This window comes from Erythrobacter sp. 3-20A1M (assembly GCF_018636735.1).
GTDB lineage: Bacteria > Pseudomonadota > Alphaproteobacteria > Sphingomonadales > Sphingomonadaceae > Alteriqipengyuania.
Genome location: NZ_CP045200.1, coordinates 1,169,260 through 1,190,581, shown reverse-complemented (window position 1 = coordinate 1,190,581; position 21,322 = coordinate 1,169,260). Strand labels below are relative to the sequence as shown.

Annotated in this window: 21 protein-coding genes and 1 pseudogene; 10 read left to right on the top strand and 12 right to left on the bottom strand. The window is 67.0% G+C overall.

The window, feature by feature from the left end; translation table 11 throughout:
• Positions 1 to 21 precede the first annotated feature (21 nt).
• A complete protein-coding gene (locus tag F7D01_RS05840; protein ID WP_215229263.1) occupies positions 22 to 1,242 on the bottom strand; it encodes a polyhydroxyalkanoate depolymerase in 1,221 nt (406 codons plus the stop codon).
• A gap of 305 nt (positions 1,243 to 1,547) precedes the next feature.
• On the opposite strand from F7D01_RS05840, the gene F7D01_RS05835 reads away from it, so the two are divergent.
• From F7D01_RS05835 to F7D01_RS05815, 5 genes are all read left to right on the top strand, one after another.
• Positions 1,548 to 3,275, top strand: a complete 1,728-nt coding sequence (locus F7D01_RS05835) for an ABC transporter transmembrane domain-containing protein (RefSeq protein WP_251567199.1) — start codon at positions 1,548 to 1,550, stop codon at positions 3,273 to 3,275.
• Between the two features lie 129 nt (positions 3,276 to 3,404).
• Complete coding sequence (locus F7D01_RS05830; protein WP_215229261.1) at positions 3,405 to 5,582, top strand: M13 family metallopeptidase; 2,178 nt, start codon at positions 3,405 to 3,407, stop codon at positions 5,580 to 5,582.
• An 81-nt stretch (positions 5,583 to 5,663) separates the two neighbouring features.
• Entirely contained in the window at positions 5,664 to 6,473 is an 810-nt protein-coding gene (locus F7D01_RS05825; protein WP_215229260.1) for an undecaprenyl-diphosphate phosphatase, read from the top strand.
• Positions 6,474 to 6,538: 65 nt separating this feature from the next.
• Entirely contained in the window at positions 6,539 to 6,793 is a 255-nt protein-coding gene (locus tag F7D01_RS05820; RefSeq protein ID WP_215229259.1) for a GlsB/YeaQ/YmgE family stress response membrane protein, read from the top strand.
• 81 nt (positions 6,794 to 6,874) lie between these two features.
• Positions 6,875 to 7,138 (top strand): hypothetical protein, encoded by a 264-nt coding sequence (locus tag F7D01_RS05815; RefSeq protein ID WP_215229258.1) that lies wholly within the window; start codon positions 6,875 to 6,877, stop codon positions 7,136 to 7,138.
• Between the two features lie 90 nt (positions 7,139 to 7,228).
• On the opposite strand, the gene phhA is transcribed toward F7D01_RS05815, so the two are convergent.
• The 3 genes from phhA to F7D01_RS05800 form a co-directional block, all read right to left on the bottom strand.
• On the bottom strand, positions 7,229 to 8,167 hold the full coding sequence (gene phhA / locus F7D01_RS05810; RefSeq protein WP_215229257.1) for a phenylalanine 4-monooxygenase: 939 nt from the start codon (positions 8,165 to 8,167) through the stop codon (positions 7,229 to 7,231).
• Between the two features lie 129 nt (positions 8,168 to 8,296).
• A complete protein-coding gene (locus F7D01_RS05805) occupies positions 8,297 to 8,440 on the bottom strand; it encodes a hypothetical protein (RefSeq protein ID WP_215229256.1) in 144 nt (47 codons plus the stop codon).
• A 165-nt stretch (positions 8,441 to 8,605) separates the two neighbouring features.
• Positions 8,606 to 8,947 (bottom strand): hypothetical protein, encoded by a 342-nt coding sequence (locus tag F7D01_RS05800; RefSeq protein ID WP_215229255.1) that lies wholly within the window; start codon positions 8,945 to 8,947, stop codon positions 8,606 to 8,608.
• 149 nt (positions 8,948 to 9,096) lie between these two features.
• On the opposite strand from F7D01_RS05800, the gene recQ reads away from it, so the two are divergent.
• The 3 genes and pseudogenes from recQ to F7D01_RS05785 all read left to right on the top strand — a co-directional run bounded on the left by recQ (position 9,097) and on the right by F7D01_RS05785 (position 11,450).
• On the top strand, positions 9,097 to 10,887 hold the full coding sequence (gene recQ, locus F7D01_RS05795; RefSeq protein ID WP_215229254.1) for a DNA helicase RecQ: 1,791 nt from the start codon (positions 9,097 to 9,099) through the stop codon (positions 10,885 to 10,887).
• Positions 10,888 to 10,951: 64 nt separating this feature from the next.
• Positions 10,952 to 11,245, top strand: coding sequence for a hypothetical protein (locus F7D01_RS15500; protein ID WP_215229253.1), 294 nt, complete (start codon positions 10,952 to 10,954; stop codon positions 11,243 to 11,245).
• Positions 11,188 to 11,450 (top strand): annotated as a pseudogene (locus tag F7D01_RS05785) (DksA/TraR family C4-type zinc finger protein). The gene F7D01_RS15500 and the pseudogene F7D01_RS05785 overlap by 58 nt, the downstream one beginning before the upstream one ends.
• Here F7D01_RS05785 and F7D01_RS05780 read toward each other — a convergent pair.
• The 3 genes from F7D01_RS05780 to F7D01_RS05770 form a co-directional block, all read right to left on the bottom strand.
• Complete coding sequence (locus F7D01_RS05780; protein WP_215229252.1) at positions 11,442 to 11,945, bottom strand: GNAT family N-acetyltransferase; 504 nt, start codon at positions 11,943 to 11,945, stop codon at positions 11,442 to 11,444. The pseudogene F7D01_RS05785 and the gene F7D01_RS05780 sit on opposite strands and share 9 nt — an antisense overlap.
• Positions 11,946 to 12,031: 86 nt before the next feature.
• On the bottom strand, positions 12,032 to 13,066 hold the full coding sequence (gene ribA / locus F7D01_RS05775) for a GTP cyclohydrolase II (protein WP_251567104.1): 1,035 nt from the start codon (positions 13,064 to 13,066) through the stop codon (positions 12,032 to 12,034).
• A gap of 29 nt (positions 13,067 to 13,095) precedes the next feature.
• Complete coding sequence (locus tag F7D01_RS05770; RefSeq protein ID WP_215229251.1) at positions 13,096 to 13,890, bottom strand: exodeoxyribonuclease III; 795 nt, start codon at positions 13,888 to 13,890, stop codon at positions 13,096 to 13,098.
• Positions 13,891 to 14,003: 113 nt separating this feature from the next.
• On the opposite strand from F7D01_RS05770, the gene F7D01_RS05765 reads away from it, so the two are divergent.
• Positions 14,004 to 15,449, top strand: a complete 1,446-nt coding sequence (locus F7D01_RS05765; protein ID WP_215229250.1) for an alkaline phosphatase — start codon at positions 14,004 to 14,006, stop codon at positions 15,447 to 15,449.
• Between the two features lie 241 nt (positions 15,450 to 15,690).
• Here F7D01_RS05765 and F7D01_RS05760 read toward each other — a convergent pair whose 3' ends face one another.
• The 5 genes from F7D01_RS05760 to pabB all read right to left on the bottom strand — a co-directional run bounded on the left by F7D01_RS05760 (position 15,691) and on the right by pabB (position 19,621).
• A complete protein-coding gene (locus F7D01_RS05760; protein WP_371819689.1) occupies positions 15,691 to 16,344 on the bottom strand; it encodes an outer membrane lipoprotein carrier protein LolA in 654 nt (217 codons plus the stop codon).
• A gap of 100 nt (positions 16,345 to 16,444) precedes the next feature.
• On the bottom strand, positions 16,445 to 16,612 hold the full coding sequence (rpmG, locus tag F7D01_RS05755) for a 50S ribosomal protein L33 (protein ID WP_215229248.1): 168 nt from the start codon (positions 16,610 to 16,612) through the stop codon (positions 16,445 to 16,447).
• Between the two features lie 150 nt (positions 16,613 to 16,762).
• Entirely contained in the window at positions 16,763 to 17,170 is a 408-nt protein-coding gene (gene arfB, locus F7D01_RS05750) for an alternative ribosome rescue aminoacyl-tRNA hydrolase ArfB (RefSeq protein WP_215229247.1), read from the bottom strand.
• Positions 17,163 to 17,813 carry an RluA family pseudouridine synthase gene (locus tag F7D01_RS05745; RefSeq protein ID WP_215229246.1) on the bottom strand — a complete coding sequence of 217 codons (651 nt, stop codon included), beginning with the start codon at positions 17,811 to 17,813 and terminating at the stop codon, positions 17,163 to 17,165. The genes arfB and F7D01_RS05745 overlap by 8 nt, the downstream gene beginning before the upstream one ends.
• Positions 17,810 to 19,621, bottom strand: coding sequence for an aminodeoxychorismate synthase component I (gene pabB / locus F7D01_RS05740; RefSeq protein WP_215229245.1), 1,812 nt, complete (start codon positions 19,619 to 19,621; stop codon positions 17,810 to 17,812). The genes F7D01_RS05745 and pabB overlap by 4 nt, the downstream gene beginning before the upstream one ends.
• A gap of 106 nt (positions 19,622 to 19,727) precedes the next feature.
• Between pabB and F7D01_RS05735 the strand changes: the two genes are divergently transcribed.
• The gene (locus tag F7D01_RS05735) at positions 19,728 to 21,302 is read left to right on the top strand and encodes a helicase HerA-like domain-containing protein (protein WP_215229244.1); all 1,575 of its coding nucleotides are present in this window, start codon (positions 19,728 to 19,730) and stop codon (positions 21,300 to 21,302) included.
• Positions 21,303 to 21,322: the final 20 nt, after the last annotated feature.

The window sequence follows — 21,322 nt, the reverse complement described above, 5'->3', positions numbered from 1 at the left end:
GCGCCGCCCGAGCGTTTTCCCTCAGCCGTTCGCGGCGATGAAATCCTCTACCACCGGCGCGATCTTCGTGCGCCATTTGCTGCCGTTGAAGATGCCGTAATGGCCGACATTGGGGGCCATGTGGTACTTCTTTTTCGCGTCCGGCAGGTTGGGCGTCAGCTTCAGCGCGGCCTTGGTTTGGCCCAGCCCCGAAATATCGTCGCGCTCGCCCTCGATCGCCAGGATCGCGGTGTCGGTGATGTCGCCCAGATCGATCCGCTTGCCCCGGTGCATGAACTCGCCTTCGGGCAGGGAGTGCTTCTGGAACACCTCCTCCACCGTCTGGAGATAGAATTCCGCGGTCATGTCGCAGACCGAGCGATATTCGTCGTAGAAATCCTTGGTCGCCTGCGCGCTCTCGTCGTCGCCTTCGCGGATGTGCTTGTACATCTCGTAATGCGACTGGATGTGGCTGCCCAGATTCATGCTGAGGAAGCCGGCGAGCTGGAGGAAGCCGGGATAGACCTTGCGCCCCGCGCCGGCATAGTTTGACGGCACGGTGGCGATCACGGTGCGGCGGAACCAGGACAGCGGGCGATCCATGGCGAGATCGTTGACCGTCGTCGGGCTTTCGCGCGTGTCGATCGGCCCGCCCATCATGGTCAGCGAGGCGGGCCGCGCCGGATGATCGTCGCGGTTCATGATCGCGGTCGCGGCCAGCGCGGGCACGCTCGGCTGGCACACGGCCAGCATGTGCGTGCCGGGGCCGATATGATCCAGGAAGGCGACGAGGTAGTCGATGTAATCGTCGAGGTCGAAGCTGCCATCGGTCAGCGGCACGTCGCGCGCGTCGAGCCAGTCGGTGACGTACACCTCGCAGCTTTCCACCATGCGTTCCACCGTGCCGCGCAGCAGCGTGGCGTGGTGGCCGCTCATGGGCGCGACGATCAGCAGCTTGGGCGCGCCTTCGGGCAGGTTATCGCGCTTGAAATATTTGAGATTGCCGAACGGGCGGAACAGCACGGTCGCCTCGCACACCGGGTCGACCGTGCCATCCCCGGTCACGCTTTCGATGCCGAACGCGGGCTTGCCATGGCCGGCGGACGCGTGGGCGAACACTTCCAGCGCGCTGCCCGCGATCGATCCCCAGCCGGTATAGGACAGCGGATTGGCGGGATTTGTGGCCATTTCGGAGCCGATGGAGGCCCAGGCACTGGCCCCTTCGAGCCAGCTGCGCTGCAATTCGTAGGCGTGGTAAAGCACTGAAATTCCTCGCTTGCGAGTGCCGTGGTGCCGCTGCCGGGCACCTGTCGGCGATTGTGCGGTGCAACATAGGGATTGCGTGCGGTTTGGCAACGTACCGTATAGGCGACCGTCCCGAAATGCGCCTGCCCGACTGTTTGCCCGGTGGATTTGGCGGCGTGCACTCGCTAACTGACAGCGCGATGGCATCCGATCCCCACGAAGATCCGCTGGAAGCGCCGCCAAGGCGCGGCCTGTTCGCCCGGCGCCGGGCCCGCAGGGAAGACGGGGAGGAAAAGCAGCCGCGTTCGCTCCGGCCGCTGGGAATGATCCTGCGCGAGCTGAAGAAATATCCGCTGCAGCTGACCTTCGCCCTCGTGGCGCTCACGATCACCGCGACGATCACCTCGCTCGCCCTGCCGTCCGCGCTGAAGCTGATCATCGATCGCGGCTTCGGCGGCGTGTCGCAGGAGGTGGGGCGCTGGTTCCGCTATCTGCTGCTGCTGGTCTTCGTGCTGGGCATCGGCACCGCGGTGCGGTTCTATTTCGTCAGCTGGCTGGGCGAGCGCGTTGTCGCCGATATTCGCCGCAAGGTGCAGGCGAACCTGATGCGGCTGTCGCCCAGCTTCTTCGAACATAACAGTCCGAAGGAAATCTCCTCGCGCATGGTCTCGGATACGGCGATCGTGGAGCAGGTGGTAGGCACGACGGTCTCGATCGCGCTGCGCAATCTGGTGATGGCGGTGCTGGGAACGGCCTATCTGTTCTGGCTCGCCCCTTCGCTCGCCGTCTATCTGTTCCTTGCCATTCCGTTGGTAATCATCCCGATCGTGCTGTTCGCCTCGCGCCTGCGCGCGATCAGCCGCACCAGCCAGGACCGGGTGGCCGATGTCGGCGCAATGGTGACCGAAGTTCTGTCGGCGATGAAGGTGGTCCAGGCCTTCAACCAGCAGAACCGGGAGCAGGAACGCTTCGGATCGGCGGTGGAGGGCGCGTTCGACATCGCCCGGCGCCGCATCATGATCCGCGCGATCATGACGTCCGTGCTGACGATCCTCGTCTTCGGAGCGATCACGATCCTGCTTTGGCGCGGCGCGGTGATGGTGACGGAAGGACTGATTACCGGGGGCACCATCGGCGCCTTCGTGTTCGCCGCGATGATCGTCGCCGCCGCCTTCGGCGCGCTGACCGAGGTGTTCGGCGATCTGCTGCGCGGGGCGGGCGCGGCCAGCAGGCTCAACGAATTGATGCTGGAGCGGCCGGACATCGCCGTCCCCGCCCGGCCGGAGCGCTTGCCCGAACCGCCGCGCGGCAGCCTGTCGTTCCGCAACGTCACCTTCCGCTATCCCACCCGGCCCGATCTGCCCGCGATAAGCGATTTCAGCCTGGAGATCGAGCCGGGCGAGACGGTCGCTCTGGTCGGCCCCTCCGGAGCGGGGAAGTCGACCATTTTCCAGCTGGCCGAGCGTTTCTACGACCCGCAGGCGGGTACGATCCGCGTCGATGGGGTGCCGCTGACCGCGCTCGATCCCGCCGATCTGCGCGAGCGGTTCGCCCTCGTTCCCCAGGACGGGGTCCTGTTTTCCGCCAATGCGCGCGACAATCTGCGCTATGGCAACTGGGACGCGAGCGACGAGGAAATCTGGAACGCCGCCCGCGCCGCGCATGCGGACGAGTTCCTGCGCCTGCTGCCCGAAGGGCTCGACACGTTCCTGGGCGAGAACGGCACGCGGTTGTCGGGCGGCCAGCAACAACGCCTCGCCATCGCCCGCGCGATCCTGCGCGATGCGCCGATCCTGCTGCTGGACGAGGCGACCAGTGCGCTCGACGCGCAGGCGGAGCGGCTGGTGCAGGACGCGCTGGACGAGCTGATGCGCGACCGCACCACGCTGGTTATCGCGCATCGGCTCGCGACCGTCCGCGCCGCAGACCGGATCGTGGTGATGGAGGATGGCCGCATCGTGGAGCAGGGTTCGCACGATCGGCTGGCGAGCGCGGGCGGCCTGTACGAAAAGCTCGCCCGGCTGCAATTCGACATGCAGAGCGCCTCGTGAAGCTTGCCGGTCGTTCAGGCCCGTGTAAGTTACATGTGCAACAATGAGATAACTTCACGTTTCGCGGTTGCTCTCCGGCATGGCCGCGATCTTCCGTAGAATTCTTTTTGGACAGGGGATGTCAGACTTATGATCCGTACCGTATTCGCGACCACCGCCAGCGCCTTGGCGCTCGGCCTAACATTGCCCGCCGCGGCGCACGACGTGTCCCTCGCGGAGCAGGAGAGCGCGATCGAGACGCTCGCGCCGGCTGGTGACGAGGCGAGCGACGTCGATACGCCGACGATGAGCTTCGGTACTTGGGGCGTGGATCCGACCTCGATCGACAAGTCGGTCGACCCGGGTGACGACTTCTTCGATTACGTCAACGACAAGTGGCTGGCGGCGAACCCGCTGCCGCCCGAATATTCGCGTTTCGGTGCCTTCAATCTGCTGGGCGAGAAGTCCACCGCCGACGTCAAGACGCTGGTCGACGACATGGTCGCGCAGAAGGGCGCGATGTCGGCGGACGATCGGCGGATCGCCGATGCCTACAAGGCGTTCTACGACGAAGATGCGATCAATGCGGCGGGCCTCGCCCCGGCGCAGCCCTATCTCGACAAGATCGAGAACGCGGGGACGCTGGCCGACCTCGCCACACTGTGGGCGACCCCCGGTTACGCCTCGCCGGTCGGCGGCTTCGTGACCGTCGATGCCAAGGAGCCCACGCGCTATTCCGTCTATGTCGGATCTGGCGGGCTGGGCCTGCCGGACCGCGATTACTATCTGGACGACAGCGAGAAGGGCAAGGAGATCCAGTCGAAGTATCGCGACTATCTCGCCTTCATGTTCGGCCAGGCCGGTTACAGCGACCCGCAGGCGACCGCCCAGAAGGTCTATGATTTCGAGGACCAGATCGCGCGCAAGGTGAGCTGGGACCGGGCCACCAGCCGCAACCGCGACCTGACCTACACCGCGCTGACACCCGACCAGCTGGTCGCCCTCAACCAGGGCTTCCCGATGGCGGCCCTGCTGAAGACCAGCGGTTTCGGCGATACCGACAAGTTCGTGGTCGGCGACATGCCGCCCAGCGCCGAGCGGACCGAGCAGCTCGGCCTGGACGAGGCGACGCTGGCGAAGATCGGCGGCGGTACGCCCGCGATGCTCGACCTGCTGGTGAATACGCCGGTCGAGGTGCTGCAGGCCTGGACGGCCAAGCAGTTCCTGCGCAGCAATGCCTCGGTCCTGCCGAGCAAGATCGACGATGCAAATTTCGCCTTCTACGGCACCACGCTGAACGGCACGCCCGAGCAGCGCCCGCGGTGGAAGCGCGCGATCGGCGAGACCGAGGGTCTGCTGGGCGAGCTGGTCGGCAAGCAATATGTCGCCAAGTACTTCCCGCCCGAGAACAAGGCAGCGATGGAGGATTTGGTCGCGAACCTGCGAGTGGCCTTGCGCCAGTCGATCCAGGACAATGACTGGATGGGGGCCGAAACCAAGAAGGAGGCCCTCGCAAAGCTCGACGCGTTCGATCCCAAGATCGGCTATCGCGACAATCTGGAAACCTATCCCGGGCTCCAGATCAGCGCGACCGATCCGATCGCCAACCGCATGGCCTCGTCCAAGTGGGAATGGAACGACATGCTGTCCAAGCTGGGCGGCCCGATCGACCGCACCGAATGGGGCATGCTGCCGCAGACGGTGAACGCCTATTACAATCCGACCAAGAACGAGATCGTCTTCCCCGCCGCCATCCTGCAACAGCCGTTCTTCGCGCTGTCGAACGATATCGCGGTGAATTACGGCGGCATCGGCGGCGTAATCGGGCACGAGATGAGCCACGGGTTCGACGACCAGGGCGCGAAATCCGACGGTACCGGCCTGCTGCGCAACTGGTGGACCGACGCCGACAAGGCGGCGTTCGACAAGCTGGGTGACGAGGTGGTGGCGCAGTACAACCAGTTCTGCCCGCTCGACGACGGCGAAACCTGCGTCAACGGCCGCCTGACGCTGGGCGAAAATATCGGCGATCTCGGCGGGCTCAGCCTCGCCTACCGCGCCTACAAGATCGCGACCAAGGGCAAGGACGTGCCGGTGATCGACGGGCTGACCGGCGACCAGCGCTTCTTCATCGCCTGGGCGCAGGTGTGGCGTTCCAAGCAGCGCGAGGAGTCGGAACGCCAGCGTCTGCGCACCGATCCGCACAGCCCGGAGCAGTTCCGCGTCAACGGCGTCGTCCGCAACATGGATGCCTGGTACAAGGCGTTCAACGTGACGCCGCAGGATGCCCTTTATCTGCCGCCCGAAAAGCGTGTACATATCTGGTAATCGCGTCGATCGAACGCGTTTCCGCAATCGGGGGCGGGGCAGGTCGCTTGACTTGCCCCGCCCTTTCTTCATGGGGGCCGCATGAACGAGACCATCACCGCCATCCTGCTCGGCATCGTCGAGGGACTGACCGAATTCGTTCCCGTATCCTCGACCGGGCACCTGATCCTCGCGACCGAGCTGTTCGGTTACGACGCCGCGCAATGGGCGATGTTCAACGTCGTCATCCAGCTGGGCGCCATCCTGGCCGTGGTGTACCAGTATTGGGGCACTTTCTGGGGGGCGCTGGTCGACCTGCTCCAGTGGAAGCGGCACGGCGTGCGGTTCGCGCGCAACATCCTGGTCGCCTTCCTCCCCAGCGCGGTGCTGGGCCTCGCGCTCAAGGACTATATCGACATCCTGCTGGGCAGCCCGTCCGTGGTCGGCTGGGCCCTGATCGTCGGCGGCATCGCCATCCTGGCGATCGAGCGCGTCGCGAACCCGAAGGGTGAGGAAAGCGTCGCCGACCTGCCGCTGGCGAAGGTGCTGGGCGTCGGCCTGGCGCAATGCCTCGCCATGGTGCCCGGGGTAAGCCGGTCCGGTGCGACCATCATGGGGGCACTGGCCATGGGCGTTAACCGCAAGACTGCCGCCGAATTTTCCTTCTTCCTCGCAGTGCCGACCATGGTAGGCGCGACCACGCTGGAGCTGCTGACCAAGAGCGACCAGCTATCGGCGGGCAGCAGTGTGGGCTGGGGCGAGATCGCGATCGGCTTCGTCGTCAGCTTCTTCGTGGCTCTCGGCGTGATCCGCGCATTCGTCGCCTATGTCAGCCGCCATGGCTTCGCGCCGTTCGCCTGGTACCGCATCGTGATCGGCGGCGCGGCCGTCGCCTGGCTCGCACTGCGTTAACGCTTCCAGGGAACCATAGTGTGGCTCGCGTTTTCGGTATCGTACCAATTCGCGGGGAAGTTCACATGGGACTGATCGTCCTGGTTGCCATCGGCGGTATTCTCGGTTGGCTCGCCAGTATCATTTGCGAGACCGAGGACGGGCAGGATATCCTGCTCAATATCGCAGTCGCCCTGGTCGGGGCGCTGGGCTGCGGTGGGCTGACCAATCCCGGTCCGTTGCAGGTCGGGGTTTCCCCCTGGGCGTTGCTGGCGGCCGTGATCGGCGGAATGGCGCTATTGACCGGCCTCGCCATTCTGCGCCGCACCGTGCTGCGTTAATCTTACCGACATTTCCTCTTACGCGGGGGCGATAGCGTTGCTATGCCCCACCCTCCCAAGCAACAAAGGGGTGAGAACACCATGAAATTTTCCGCAAAGACCGCCATGTTCGCTTCCGTAGCCGCGCTGGGCCTCGGCCTCGCCGCCTGCGACGGCCCGCGTGAAGAAGCCGCCGAAGACAAGGGCGAAGCGATGGAAGCGCAGGTCGACCAGACCGCCGACGCCATGGAAGATTCCGGCCAGATTTCCGACGCGCAGGAAGATGCGATGAAGGACGCGGCCGACGACAAGGCCGACGCGATGGAAGAGCAGGGCGAAGCTGCCGACGAAGCCGCCGGTCAGTAAGCACCTGCCATCATCGATGGTTACGAAAAACCGGCCCGGGAGCGATCCCTGGCCGGTTTTTTGTTGTTCGGACCGGGCCGCCCTTCGGCGCTAGACCGGCTTCGCCCCGCTGCCGCGGCCGCCGCGCAGCAGATATTCCTGCGTGCCCCGGTGCACCACGTTGTCGACGTCGATCACCGCCGAATTGGCATAGGTGAAGGCGGGTGAGAGATTGCGGTAGAGCCGGTCGAAATCGCGTTCGACCGTCTGGCGGTAGAGATCCTCGAAACTCTCGATCACGAAATAGGTCGGCTGCAGATCGCTGATGACGTAGTCCGTCCGCATGACCCGATCGACATTCAGCATGATGCGGTTGGGGCTTTGCGCTTCCACCGCGAACACCGCCTCGGTCGGCCCGGACAGGATGCCGGCCCCATAGGCGCGCAGTCCCTCTTCCTCGCGCAGCAGGCCGAATTCGACCGTGTACCAGTAGAGCGCGCCGAGCGCCTTCAACCGATTGTGGTGCATCGCCTTCCAGCCGGCCTTGCCGTATTCCTGCATGTAGTCCGCATAAACCGGGTCGGTCAGCATCGGGACATGGCCGAACACATCGTGGAACACATCGGGTTCCTGGATGTAGTCGAAGGTCTCGCGCGTGCGGATGAAATTGCCCGCAGGAAACCGCCGGTTGGCGAGGTGCCAGAAGAACACATGGTCGGGGATCAGCATGGGCACCGGCACCACGCTCCACCCGGTCAGCTTGCCCAGTTCCTCCGACAGGTCGCCGAAATCAGGTACACCGCCCCGGCCCAGGTCGAGTTTCTCGAGCCCGGCCAGAAACGCGCTGGCGGCGCGGCCGGGCAGGACCTCCATCTGCCGGGCGAAGAGGTCGTTCCAGACCGCGTCGTCTTCCGAATCATACCGCGTCTGCGCGGGCTCAAGCCAGTCGTCGCCGACATGTTCGGGCCGCTTGAGCGGCGCGGTGAAGACATCCTCCGGCAAGTCGGGAATGGTCGAGAAATCGGGTTCGGTACGGGCAGGCGTGGCCATCGGCGCTCCCTCCTTCTGTGTGGTTCGCGCAGGGACCGGAGCGGTCGCAGGCGCATGAATAGGCTCTACGAAAATGGGGCCTCGGACACGCTAGCGCAAGCGAGCGTCCCCGGCGTCGTCACGCACACGTCAATCGCCTGGCGTGTTGCCGTCCCTCGAGACGGGGGATGCGGCTGGGCTATCGCCGCGCGAGGATTCGTTCAGCGCCGCCGGGGGAAGGCGCTCGTCCTCTATCCGGGCGGTCGCCGCGTTCAGGCGGCGTGCCTTGCCCATGGTGACCTCGCCGGTGCCCGGATCGTTCTCGCCGGGGCCGCAGGCCGAATACCAGCGTGCAGCCGAGCATGATGGCAGGGCCGGGGCGCAGACCGCCCCGTCGCGTGCGAGGGCGCAGGGACCCGTCCGCCTCCGCCATCATGCCCGAAAGGCTGCGGGCCGTGCTCAGTTGGTCTTCTGTTCGGCCTGGGCGGCGGCTTCTTCCGCCGCGGCCTGCACATCGGCGGCGGCAGCAGCGGCTGCTTCGCCTGCGTTCTGCGCGCTTTGCTGGGCTTCCTCGGCCTTGTCCTGCGCCTCTTCAAGCCGGTTGCGCGTCGCGGGGGCGAGAGTCGCGGTCGTCCCCTGCTCGTCCATCACCGGAGTCTCGGTCACGTCGGCCATCGCGTCCTCGGCCGGCATTTCGACCGAATCCGCCTGCGCGTCGTCCGATGCGTTGTCCGAGCTGCCGCAGGCGGCGAGCGCCAGCGCGCCGGTAAGTGCGAGACCGAAACGGAAAGTGGTTTTCATCTGGAAATTCTCCCTCGAATGGATCGCGACCGGGCCGGAGGGCCCATGATCGCTCCCGCGCGTGATAGCCCTCGTGCCCGGTTCCGGCCAAGGGAAAAGCGCGTCGCCCCGCTTGCAAGGCGGCACCCGCTCTGCACAAGGGGCGCGGCATGTCCGAACCAGCCGCATACCCCGTTCCCCAGCGCGCCCGCACCGCCTTGCGCGAGGTGTTCGGGTTCGACGAGTTTCGCGGGCGGCAGGCGGAGGTCGTGGGCCGGGTGCTGGCCGGGCGCTCCACCCTGGCGGTGATGCCGACCGGCGCGGGCAAGTCGCTCACCTACCAGCTGCCGGCCACGGTGATGGAAGGATGTTGCGTCGTCGTCTCCCCGCTGATCGCGCTGATGCACGACCAGTTGCGCAGCGCGCGGGCCAACGGCATCCGCGCGGCGACGCTGACCAGCGCCGACGCCGACTGGCGCGAGACGCAGGACGCGTTCCGCGCGGGCGAGCTCGATCTGCTCTACGTCGCGCCCGAACGCGCCAGCCAGCCGCATTTCCGCGATCTGCTCGGCGCGGCGCGCATCGCCCTGTTCGCGATCGACGAGGCGCATTGCGTGTCCGAATGGGGCCATGATTTCCGCCCCGACTACCGCCAGCTGCGTCCCATGATGGATGCGTTCGGCAACGTGCCGCGCCTCGCATTGACCGCGACCGCGGATGCGCACACCCGCACCGACATCCTCGCCCAGCTCGGCATTCCGGAAGAGGGGCTGATCGTTGCCGGGTTCGATCGCCCCAATATCCGCTACGCCATCCGTCCGCGCGACAACCCCGTGCGTCAGCTGGTCAAGATGATGGAGGAGGAGCCGGGGCCGGGCATCGTCTACGCGCCGACCCGGCGCAAGGTGGAGGAACTGGCGGAGAAGCTGGGCGGGGCGACGGGGCGCGAGGTGCGCGCCTATCACGCGGGGCTGGACGCGGACACGCGCGCCGCCAACCAAGCCGCCTTCGTCGCCAGCGAGGATATGGTGATCGTCGCCACCATCGCTTTCGGCATGGGCATCGACAAGCCCGACGTACGCTTCGTCGCCCATGCTGCCTTGCCCAAATCGATCGAGGCCTATTACCAGGAAACGGGCCGCGCCGGGCGCGACGGCGATCCGGCGCGCGCGGTGATGCTATGGGATGCGGGCGATTTCGCGCGGGCGCGCCAGCGGCTGGGGGAGCTGGCACCGGACCGCCGCCACGGCGAGAACACGCGGCTCGATGCGCTGGCGGGCCTGGTGGAAACCGCCGGATGCCGCCGCGCCGTGCTGTTGCGCCATTTCGGGGAGGACCCGCCGCAGACCTGTGGCAATTGCGACAACTGCTTGAACCCGCCCGGCGTGGTCGACGCGACGCAGATCGCGCGCAAGCTGCTGTCGGCGGTGTATCGCACGGGGCAGAGCTTCGGCCTGGGTCATCTGGAAAAGGTGCTGACCGGATCGCAGGACGAGCGCGTCCTGGCCAAAGGCCATGATCGCCTGTCCGTCCACGGTATCGTCGAAGGCGAGGAGGCCGGATTGATCCGCCCGGTCGCGCGGGCGCTGCAGGCGCGCGGCGCCCTCGTTTCGACCGAGCATGGCGGGCTGGCGCTGGGGGAGGGATCGCGCGCCATCCTGAAGGACGAGGCGGAGGTGGCCATCGTTCTGCCGCCACGGCGCAGCCGGACCCGGCGCCGGTCGGGCAGCGACGCCAATCCGGTCGGCGATCCGCTGTTCGACGCGCTCCGCGCGCTCCGCCGTGAACTGGCGGAGGAGGCGCAAGTGCCGCCCTACGTCATCTTCCACGACGCCACCTTGCGCGAGATGACCGAACGCCGCCCCGGAACCGCCGCGGAAATGGGCCGCATCGCCGGGATCGGGGCCCGCAAGCTGGAAACCTATGGCGAACGGTTTCTGAAGGCGATCCGCGAACACTGACAGCGCTTGCGTGTGACGCATGCCCGCACATGCTATTTAGACCGGCGCGATCGGGCAGCGGCGGGTGACCCGCAGCCGGATCGAACGCGGCACTGAGGGCCATTACGTCAAGACGCGCGCGGCGCGGGCCGACATTGCCGCTTCGGACTTCGACGATTCGCAAAGGCGCGGGATCAACTACATGATCGACCTCTCGCAAGGCGCGGCGGGCAAGATCACCAACAACTGGTTCGGTTGGGACCGCAATCTGGCAGGATCGCGAACCCGTTCCTATATCGGACGGGTGAAAGGAGGCCGGCTATGGCAGGCGGATGGTCCCGCGACGGAGCGGTACAGGATCAGATCGACGATACGATAAGCGACGCGGTGACGCCGCGAGGTCCCGCATGCCCACGGGCGAGGCGGCGGAATATTGCGACGAATGCGGTGAACCCATTCCCGAGAAGCGCCGCGCAGCCTTGCCGGGCGTGCGCACTTGCGTCGAATGCCAGGGCGCGCGCGACAGTGCGGTGCGCCATTCCACCATCAACCGCCGCGGTTCGAAAGACAGCCAGCTACGGTGACCCGAGAAATCCGGGGCTAAGCCGGATCGCGCCCGATGGCGCCTCACCTTCCAGCGGCAATGCCAGCAGCCATTCTGTCGGCGCACCCTGGAGCGTCAGATCGGGGACAGGCTGGAAGCCGAAGCGGGAATAATAGGCCGGATCGCCCATCACCACGATGCCCCGCGCGCCGGCCGCGCGCATTTCGGCGACCCCCCGCACGATCAGGCTGCCGCCGATGCCGGTGCGTTGCCGGGTCGCCATGACCGAAAGGGGGGCCAGATCGAACCAGCCCGTCGTCCCGTCCGAAACGGTGATCGGCGAAAAGGCGATATGGCCGATGACGGCCTCGTCCATGTTCAGCGCGACGAGCGAAAGGGCAAGAGACCCTGCCAGGCGCATTCGATCCAGGGCGTTGGCCGCATCGTCCCAGCCATAGTTGGCCTCATGGAAGGAAGCTTGTGTCAGCGCGCGGATAGCCGGAAAATCCTCGGCAGTTTCCGGTCGTACTCGCATCCACAATTTCCCACCTGTTCGCTCGCGCCCCGCCTGGGCCGCTAGCGGTCCATTAGCTAACGAAAACTTACTGAGTTAATATTTTCTCACAACAGGTGGCCGGACCGATCGCGCTTCGTGTCGAGATAGCGCGCATTGTGCGGATTGGCCGGCAGGCGGTGCGGCACCCGTTCGGCCACCGTCACGCCCGCCGCCTGCAGCGCCTCCACCTTCGCCGGATTGTTGGTCATCAGCCGGATGCGTTCGATCCGCAGCAGATCGAGCATCCGCGCAGCGGTCGGGAAATCGCGCGCTTCCTCCGGCAGACCCAGGCGCCGGTTCGCTTCCAGCGTGTCGAAGCCCTGATCCTGCAGGCGATAGGCGCGCAGCTTGTTGACGAGGCCGATGCCCCGCCCCTCCTGCCGCATGTAGAGCAGCACCCCCCAGCCGCCGTCGCCCGCCTCCTCCGCCATGGCGGCGAGCCCGGCGTCGAGCTGCGGCCCGCAATCGCATTTTAGGCTGCCGAGCACATCCCCGGTCAGGCATTCCGAATGCAGGCGCACCAGCGGCACACGCTCGGCCGAGCGCTGGCCGATGACGAGCGCGACATGTTCGCGCAGATCGTCGGGTGCGCGAAAGGCGACGATCTCGGCATCGATCGCGGCGGCCACGGGGAGCGCGGCGCGCGTCGCGACGACGAGGTTCGCTGGATCGCTCCAGGCGGCAAGATCGCCGGCCTCCAGCGCGACCGGTTCGCCCGGCGGGTCGGGATCGACGAGGAAGGCGGGCAGGATGCCCGCCAACCGCGCCAGTTCCATCGCCGCCTCGGCCTCGCCCGCGAAACCGATCGGCTCGGCGCGGAACGGGCCCTTCAGAGGCGCGGCGAGATCGAGCGAGGGGTCGGCGACCGGCAGAGCCGATCGCAGGTCGAACGGCTGGGCGGAACGGATCAGCACAGGCGCGTGACCGTGGGCCGCCTCGCGCTGGTTGGTCAGCTTCAGGGTTTCGGCCCGGGCGTTCGAGATCAGCAGTTGCGCGGCGTGCGCGCCCGGCGAAATCGCGGTTTCGACCGGCAGCAGCACCGGCGCCCCGCCGATCCGCACCGGCCAGCCATGCCGCAATGCGTCGATCGCCTGCGCCACGCGCCTGCCCGGCGAAGGCGCGTTGCTGCTCAGAGGCTGAACTCCGTCGTCAGCGGCACATGGTCGCTCGGCTTCTCCCAGTCGCGCGCATCCTCCAGCACGCGGTGTGCGGTCGCCTGCTTCGCGAGGTCGGGGCTGGCCCACATATGATCGAGCCGCCGCCCGCGGTCGCCCGTCTTCCAGTCCTTCGCGCGGTAGCTCCACCAGCTGTAATACCGGTCGGGCGCGCGGATATGCTCGCGCCCGATATCGACCCAGCCATGCGCATCCATGAAGCGTTGCAGCGTTTCGACCTCGATCGGCGTGTGGCTGACGACCTTGAGCAATTGCTTGCGGCTCCACACGTCGCTTTCGAGCGGCGCGACATTGAAATCGCCCACGATCAAAGTGGGTCGGTCGATCGCGTCGGCCCAGCGCGTCATCCGGCCGAGGAAGTCGAGCTTCTGCCCGAATTTCAGGTTCAGCTCACGATTGGGAATGTCGCCGCCCGCGGGGACATAGACGTTCTCGACGATCATCCCCTTGCCTTCGCCCAGCAGTTCGACACCGATATGGCGCGCCTCGCCATTGTCCTGCCAGTCGTGCTTCGAGAAGTCGCGAAAGGGGATGCGGCTGACCGTGGCGACGCCGTGATAGCCCTTCTGCCCATTGATCGCGATATGGTGGTAACCGAGCCTGCGGAACGCCTCGTGCGGGAACTGGTGTTCCTGGCACTTGATCTCCTGCAGGCACAGCACGTCGGGCGATTGTTCGGTGAGGAAACGCTCCACCAGCGGCAGGCGCAGGCGGACCGAATTGATGTTCCAGGTGGTGACAGAAACCATGGGGGCGAGCCTTAGGATGCGGCGCGCGCCACCGCAACACGGCTCGCTTTCGCCTTGCTGTCACATACCGGTCCGATAGAGCGGGGCGAACTTCACGCTGGAGATTTCCCACCATGCCATCGCTTCGCTTCCCCGCTCTCGCGCTCGGCGCGCTCGCCCTGACCCTGGGGGCCTGCACCACGGACACCGGTGGCGATGCGCGCGTGGCGAGCGCCTCGCAAGCTGCGCCGACAGCCCCCACCGGCCAGGCGAAGAACGTCATCCTGTTCATCGGCGACGGCATGGGCATCTCGGTCATCACCGCGACGCGTATCCTGGCGGGCCAGAGGCAGGGCGGAACGGGCGAGGAATACGCGCTCCCGTTCGAGAAATTCCCTCACGTCGCGCTGGTCAAGACCTACAACACCGATGCGCAGGTGCCCGACAGCGCGGGAACGGCGACCGCGATGAACTCGGGCGAGAAGACCCGCATGGGCATGCTGGGCGTCGGACCGGGCGCGGCGCGGGGCGACTGCGCCGCCTCGCTGGACAACCGCCTGCCCCATATCGCCGACCTCGCCAGGAAAAGCGGGCGCGCGGTCGGTATCGTCACCACCACGCGGTTGACCCATGCCACCCCGGCCGCGGTCTTTGCCCATGCGCCCGAGCGCGACTGGGAAGCGGACGCCGACATGCCCGCCGCGGCGCTCGCGCAAGGGTGCACCGACATCGCAAGCCAGCTGGTCGCCTATCCGTTCGATTTGGCGCTGGGCGGTGGAGCCGAGAAATTTGCCGGCAAGACGGCGGGCGGCGACCGCGCCGACGGTACCGACCTGGCAAAGGACTGGGCCGCCCGCACCGGCGGCAGCTACGTTACGAGCGAGACGCAGCTGGAGGCCGCCCCGCAGGGCAAGCCGGTGCTCGGCCTCTTCTCCCCCAGTCACATGACCTACATGCTCGATCGCAAGCCCGACAGCGCCGAACCGACGCTGACGCAGATGACCGCGCAGGCGGTCGACCGGCTCGGCCGCGACCCGGACGGTTATTTCCTGATGGTCGAGGGCGGGCGAATCGATCACGGATTGCACGCCGGGCAGGCGGGCTATGCGCTGGAGGAAGGGCTGGAACTGGCGAAGGCGGTGCAATACGCCATCGATCATACCGATCCGGCGAACACGCTGATTCTGGTCACCGCGGACCATAGCCACGTGCTGTCGATCGCGGGCTATCCCAAGCGCGGCAATCCGATCCTCGGCCTGGTCCGTCCGCCGGAAGGAGGCGACGAGGAGCATCACGGCGGGACCGGAGACGAACCTGCGCTGGCCGCCGATGGCAAGCCCTACACCACGCTGGGTTTCGCCAACGGACCCGGCGCGGTGCAGGGCGCGCGTCCGGTTCCCGAAACCGGGCCGCGCGCGCACCAGCAATCGCTCGTGCCGCTGGGCAGCGAGACGCATGGCGGAGAGGACGTGGCGTTGTTCGCGACAGGGCCAGGCAGCGACGAGGCGCATGGGGTGATCGAACAGAACGTGATCTTCGACATCATGGCCGATGCGATGGGGGTGTCGGAGAAAAACTAGCCCCAGCGCGTCCGCGCGGGGCAACAAAAAACCCTCGTGCCGGGGGCATGGTGGCACGAGGGTTCCTTGTCAGCGTTCGTCACGCTTTACAGAAGGCCTTGTCGGAGCCTCAGGGCAACAGGGGGGAAACCCGATGCTCCAGCCGTTCTGTTCCTGAAGGTTTACGGCAGCGGGGCTTTCCCCCCTATGAACGAACCGCAACGATTGGTCGCTAATTCGCTTCGCTCCGCCGGCCAGCCGTTCAGCCCGGGCGACGGGTGGTGCGGCGCGGGTCGCGGTAGGTGAACGCGGAGTCATTTACCGCAACGCCGTAACGCTGATTGCTCAGCCGCACCGTGGTTCGATTGTTCTGCGCATCGAGCGCGACCCAATTGGTCAGTTCCCAGCCCCCCGGCGCGGAACCGTCGCGCACGAATACCAGCGTAATGACGCCGAATTCGGGCTTCTTCGAATCGCGCACCTCGACGCTCATGACGTTGGGATTGCTGGTCGGGCGCAGCGTGCCGTAGCGCTTCACGTCGCGCTTGGGATCGAGCAGCGCGCCCAGCGGCGAATTGCTGATCGGCCAGCGCTGGACTTGGTTCACCTCGTAATCGATCAGCGTCAGCGACTTGCCGTTCGATACGACCAGCATCGGCGCGCTCTTGCCGTAATCGAACCGGATCTTGCCCGGACGCTTCAGCGTCATCTCGCCGCGCACGGTCTGCCCGTTGCGGTCGGTCTGGGTGAAGTTCGCCTTCATCGTGCTGATGCCGCGCAACGCGGAAACCGCATCGTCCAGCGTACCGGTCGAGGCAGCCTCGACCGGTACCGGCGCGAGCAGCGCGGCAGGGGCGGACACGGCCATCATGGCCGCCAGAGCGGCACCGGTGGCGGAGCGAAAACGGGTGATCATTGCTGTCATGCCTCGATTGTTATCATCGTGGCACTGAACCGTCACTGACACGGCCGCGTTCCCGCCGTTCAGGAACGTGCGAGAGCCGCGGCGGGAAGCCTTACTTGATCTTGGCTTCCTTGAACTCGACGTGCTTGCGCGCGACGGGATCGTACTTGCGGAAGCTCATCTTCTCGGTCGTGTTGCGCGGGTTCTTGCGCGTGACGTAATAGAAGCCCGTGTCTGCGGTCGAGACGAGCTTGATCTTGACGGTTGCGGGCTTCGCCATGGTCCAAATTCCTGAAAAATCGAATACGGCCACCGACGAAGGAGGCCAAAACAAACAGGCGGCGCACACCGGCACCGCCTCGTCGGCGCGCACATGACGCGTGGGGCCAGCGAAGTCAAGCCTTTCGGCGGGGTGGCACCGGGCCGGATCCTATAATTCGACCTTGCCGCGCTTCGCCTTCACCTCGCCCCGTGCCTTCTTGGTGGCGAGTCGCTTCTTCTTGTTGAGGCGGTTGAGGCGGGTCTTCGCGCGGCGCGGCGGGCGCCGGTGCGCGTCTTCCAGCAGCGATTCGAGCTTCTCGCGCGCCTCGGCCCGATTCGCCTCCTGCGTGCGGTGTTCGCGGGCAAGGATCAGGATGTCGCCCGATGCGGTCAGGCGGCTCCCGGCGATTTCGCGCAGCCGGCGGAATACCGCGGGCGGGAGGCGCAGCTTGTAGGCGTTGACGCGCAGTTGCACGTTGGTCGCGACCTTGTTGGCGTTCTGCCCGCCCGGCCCGCTGCCGGCGAGGAAGCTTTCCTGTGCCAGCGCGTGGGCGCGACCGAGCAAATCCTCATCCACAGCGCGCCCCGAGCATGCAGAAATCGCGCGGAAGCGGCGCTTCGGCGCGGATATCGGGCTTGCCCTCGCGCGGCACGACAATCGCGGCGGCGTGCAGCATGGTGCGCGGGGCGGTGCCGCCTTGCCCGTAGACCGGGTCGCCCAGCAGGGGATGCCCCAGCCCGCTGGCCGCGTGCACGCGCAGCTGGTGCGTGCGGCCCGTCTCCGGCCGGAAGCAGATCAGCGCGCCGCGCTGGAGCGGCTGGACCATGCGCCAGTGGGTCAGCGAGGGCTTCCCCTTGCGCGCAGGAATCATGCGCCACCCCGCCTCCTTGCTACTGATCTTGGCGAGGGCGAGGTCGATCGTCCCCTCGGTCTCGACCGGCACGCCATCGACGATGCCGAGGTAATGCTTGGTCACGCCCCGTTCCTCGAACGTCGCCGCGAATCGCTTCAACGCCTTCGGATTGCGCGCCAGCAACAGGCAGCCGGAGGTGTCGGTATCGAGGCGGTGGACCGGCACCGGGGCGCGTTCGAAGCCGAGCTTCAACGCGTCGAGGTGATCTTCCAGCGATTCGCCGCCGCGGCGCGGGCGCGAGACCGGCAGGCCCGCCGGCTTGTCGATCACCAGCGCTTCGGCGTCTTCGTACAGTATGTCGATCATGTCATGAGCTCCGCGCGCATCGTGCCGCGCAGGGCGTTGCACAGGTGAAATCCGTTTTCGATATCGGTCAGCCGCACCGCGCCTTCACGAGCGGCCCCCGACGCGATCAGCGCGCCGCGCTGAACGCCGGGGAGCAGGCCGAGGGCGGTGGCGGGGGTCACGTAATCGCCGTCCGGCCCGGCCAGGATCGAGGTAAAGCTGCCCTCGGTCAGCAGGCCCTCGTCGGTGACGAACAGCGCCTCGTCGGCTCCCTCGGTCAGCGCCACCGCGCGCGCGTCCGCGTAGAACCCGCGATCGGATGTTTTGTGACGTAGCCGCCAGTCGCCGGGATCGACCGGCAGGGGCAGGACGATGCAGCGTACAGGATCGGGAAGGGCTGGTGGCAGCGGCGCGGCCTCCAGCGCGACCGCGCCCGACCGCGCGCAGGCAAGGCGCACGCGCGTCGGCGCGTCGAGGTCGAAGCACAGCGCCTGGATCTGGTTGCGCAGGGCATGCCGGTCGAAGGCGAAGCCGAGCTCTTCGGCACTGGCCTTCAACCGCGCCAGATGCTCCTCGAGCAAGGCGATCCCTTCCTCAGGGTCGAAGCGCATGGTCTCGATCAGGTCGAAGCCCGGGGCGGTGCGTTCGGGGCCACTTGCCCGCGCGAAGCCGCTCTTAAGCACGGCCTCACGCCATTCGGCATCCGCCTCGCTATCGGCCACGATGGCCGAGCCGACGCCCAGCACCGCGTGCCCCTGCCCGTTCTCGATCGGGGTCAGGCGCAAGGTGCGGATGGCCACGTTGAACGCCGCGCTGCCGTCCGCCCCGATTCGCCCGATCGCCCCGCAATAGGGCCCGCGCGCATCGCGCTCGACCGCGTCGATCAGCTCCATGGCGCGGATCTTCGGCGCGCCGGTGATCGAACCGCAGGGGAAGAGCGCGCGGATCAGGTCGACGGCATCGCTTCCCTCGGCCAGCGTCGCGGTCACGGTGGTGACCATCTGGTGCACGGTGGGATAGCTCTCGACCGCGAAGGGGTGCGCGACCTTCACGCTGCCGGCGCGTGCGACGCGGGAAAGGTCGTTGCGCATCAGGTCGACGATCATCAGGTTTTCCGCGCGCTCCTTTCCCGAAACCGCCAGCTCGTTCGCCATCGCGGCATCGCGCGTCGGATCGGCATCGCGCGGGCGCGTGCCCTTCATTGGGCGGGCGCGAGCGGTGCCGTCCTGCAGCGAGACGAACAGTTCGGGCGAGAGGCTGAGGAGCCAGTGCGAGCCGTCGAACACTACGCCGCCGCAGCCCGCCTGCGCGGCGGAACGCAGTGCGGCGTAAAGCGCCAGCGGGTCGCCGCGATAACTGCCCGCGAGTGGAAAGGTGAGATTGCCCTGATAGATGTCGCCGGCGCGAATTTTCTCGGCGACGGTCGCGAATGCATCCCGATACCCGCCGGGCGAGAGCGTGGGGTCGAGCGGACCGAGCGAAGCGGCACCTCCGGCCCGTGCGGCAAGCCAGCCCGGCACGTCCCCGGCGGGAAGGCGCGTCTCTCCGGCGAACAGGCCCAGCCACACCAGCGGCCCGGCCGCCCCGGTGCGTGCCGGTGCCCGGTCCCTCAGCCGCGGTTCCAGCGCCAGCCCGGCCTCGTAGGCGATGTACCCGGCCAGCGTGCCGCCGCCTGCTGCCAACGCCGCCTGCGCGGCGGCCAGCACCGGTTCGACCTGCTCCGGCCGATGCGCGACGAAAACGCGCGCCGGGCGTTCGTACACCCGGGCATCGGCGGCCCCCTCGCCGCGCGCGTCGTCCAGCAACACGAAAGCTTCGCGCGAACCCATAGCTGACCAGCCATAGCGGCCACGGGGCGAAATGGAACCGCACTTGACCGCAGCAGGGCCAGGGGGCTTATCGCGAGCGGGAGCGATAGAGAGACGGGATCGGCACATGGCGGAGATTTTCATCGGGCTGGCGGCGAACGGCGAGCGGCAGGCGCTCGATCTTACCCGCGCCAATCGGCACGGGTTGATCGCGGGCGCGACCGGCACCGGCAAGACGGTGACGCTGCAGGGCCTCGTAGAAAGCTTCTCCGCCCAAGGCGTCCCCGTTTTCGTCGCTGACGTGAAGGGCGACCTGTCGGGCCTCGCCATGCCCGGTTCGCCGACCTTCAAGCATGCCGATACGCTGGAAGCGCGTGCGCGCGAGCTGGGGATGGAGGATTACGCCTATTCCGACAATCCGGCGATCTTCTGGGATCTGTACGGGGAGCAGGGTCACCCGATCCGCACCACCATTTCGGAGATGGGGCCGCTGCTGCTCGCGCGGCTGCTCGACCTCAACGACACGCAGGAGGGCGTCCTCCAGATCGTCTTCCGCTATGCCGACGACAACGGGCTGCTGCTGCTCGACCTCGGCGACCTGCAATCGATCCTCGCCTTCGCCGCCGAAAATACGAAAGAGTTTTCGGGCAAGTACGGCAATGTGACGAAGGCGAGCGTGGGCGCAATCCAGCGGCAGTTGCTCGGCTTCGAATCGCAAGGGGCGGACCGTTTCTTCGGCGAGCCCGCGTTGGAGGTCGACGATTTCCTGAAAGTGGACGAGCGCGGGCGCGGCTATATCAACGTGCTTGCCGCCGACCGGCTGATGCGCAGCCCGAAGCTGTACGCGACCTTCCTGCTGTGGCTGCTGGCCGAACTGTTCGAGACGCTGCCCGAGGTCGGCGATCCGGAGAAGCCGCGCCTCGTGTTCTTCTTCGACGAGGCGCATCTCCTGTTCGACGATGCGCCCAGTGCGCTGGAGGACAAGATCGAACAGGTCGTCCGCCTGATCCGGTCGAAAGGGGTCGGCGTCTATTTCGTCACGCAGAACCCGATCGACATTCCGGAGGAGGTCGCGGGCCAGCTCGGCAATCGCGTTCAGCATGCACTGCGCGCCTTCACCCCGCGCGACCAGAAGGCGATCCGGGCGGCGGCGGAAACATTTCGTATCAATCCCGATCTCGACGTCGAAACCGCGATCACCGAGCTGCGAGTGGGCGAGGCGCTGGTGTCCACGCTGATGGCGGACGGCGCGCCGTCGGTAGTGCAGCGCACGCTGGTGAAGCCGCCGCGCAGCCGCCTCGGTCCGATCACGGCGCAGGAGCGCGCGGCGATCCAGTCGGCAAGCCCGGTGGCAGGCAAGTACGACGTGCCGGTCGACCGCGAGAGCGCTGAGGAAGTGCTGGCGGCCAAGGCGGTCGATGCCGCCGACACCGCGCGCGAGGTGGAGGAAAAGGGCGTCGAGGAAGTGCGCAAGCGCTCCCGCAAGACGACCGGCCTGTGGCAGAAGGCGAGCAAGGCCGCGGCGGGTGCCGCCGCCAGTTCCGCCGCGACGATCGTCGCCGCCAAGATGACCGGCCGGACCAGCAAGGCCGATCCCGCCAGAAGCGCCGCGACCAGCGCAGCGGGCACGATCGCCACCGCGCTGGGCGGGGCGATCGCGGGTCGCTTCGTGCGGAACCTCATCGGCGGGCTGATGCGCTAGGCACCGCCCGCCGTCACAGG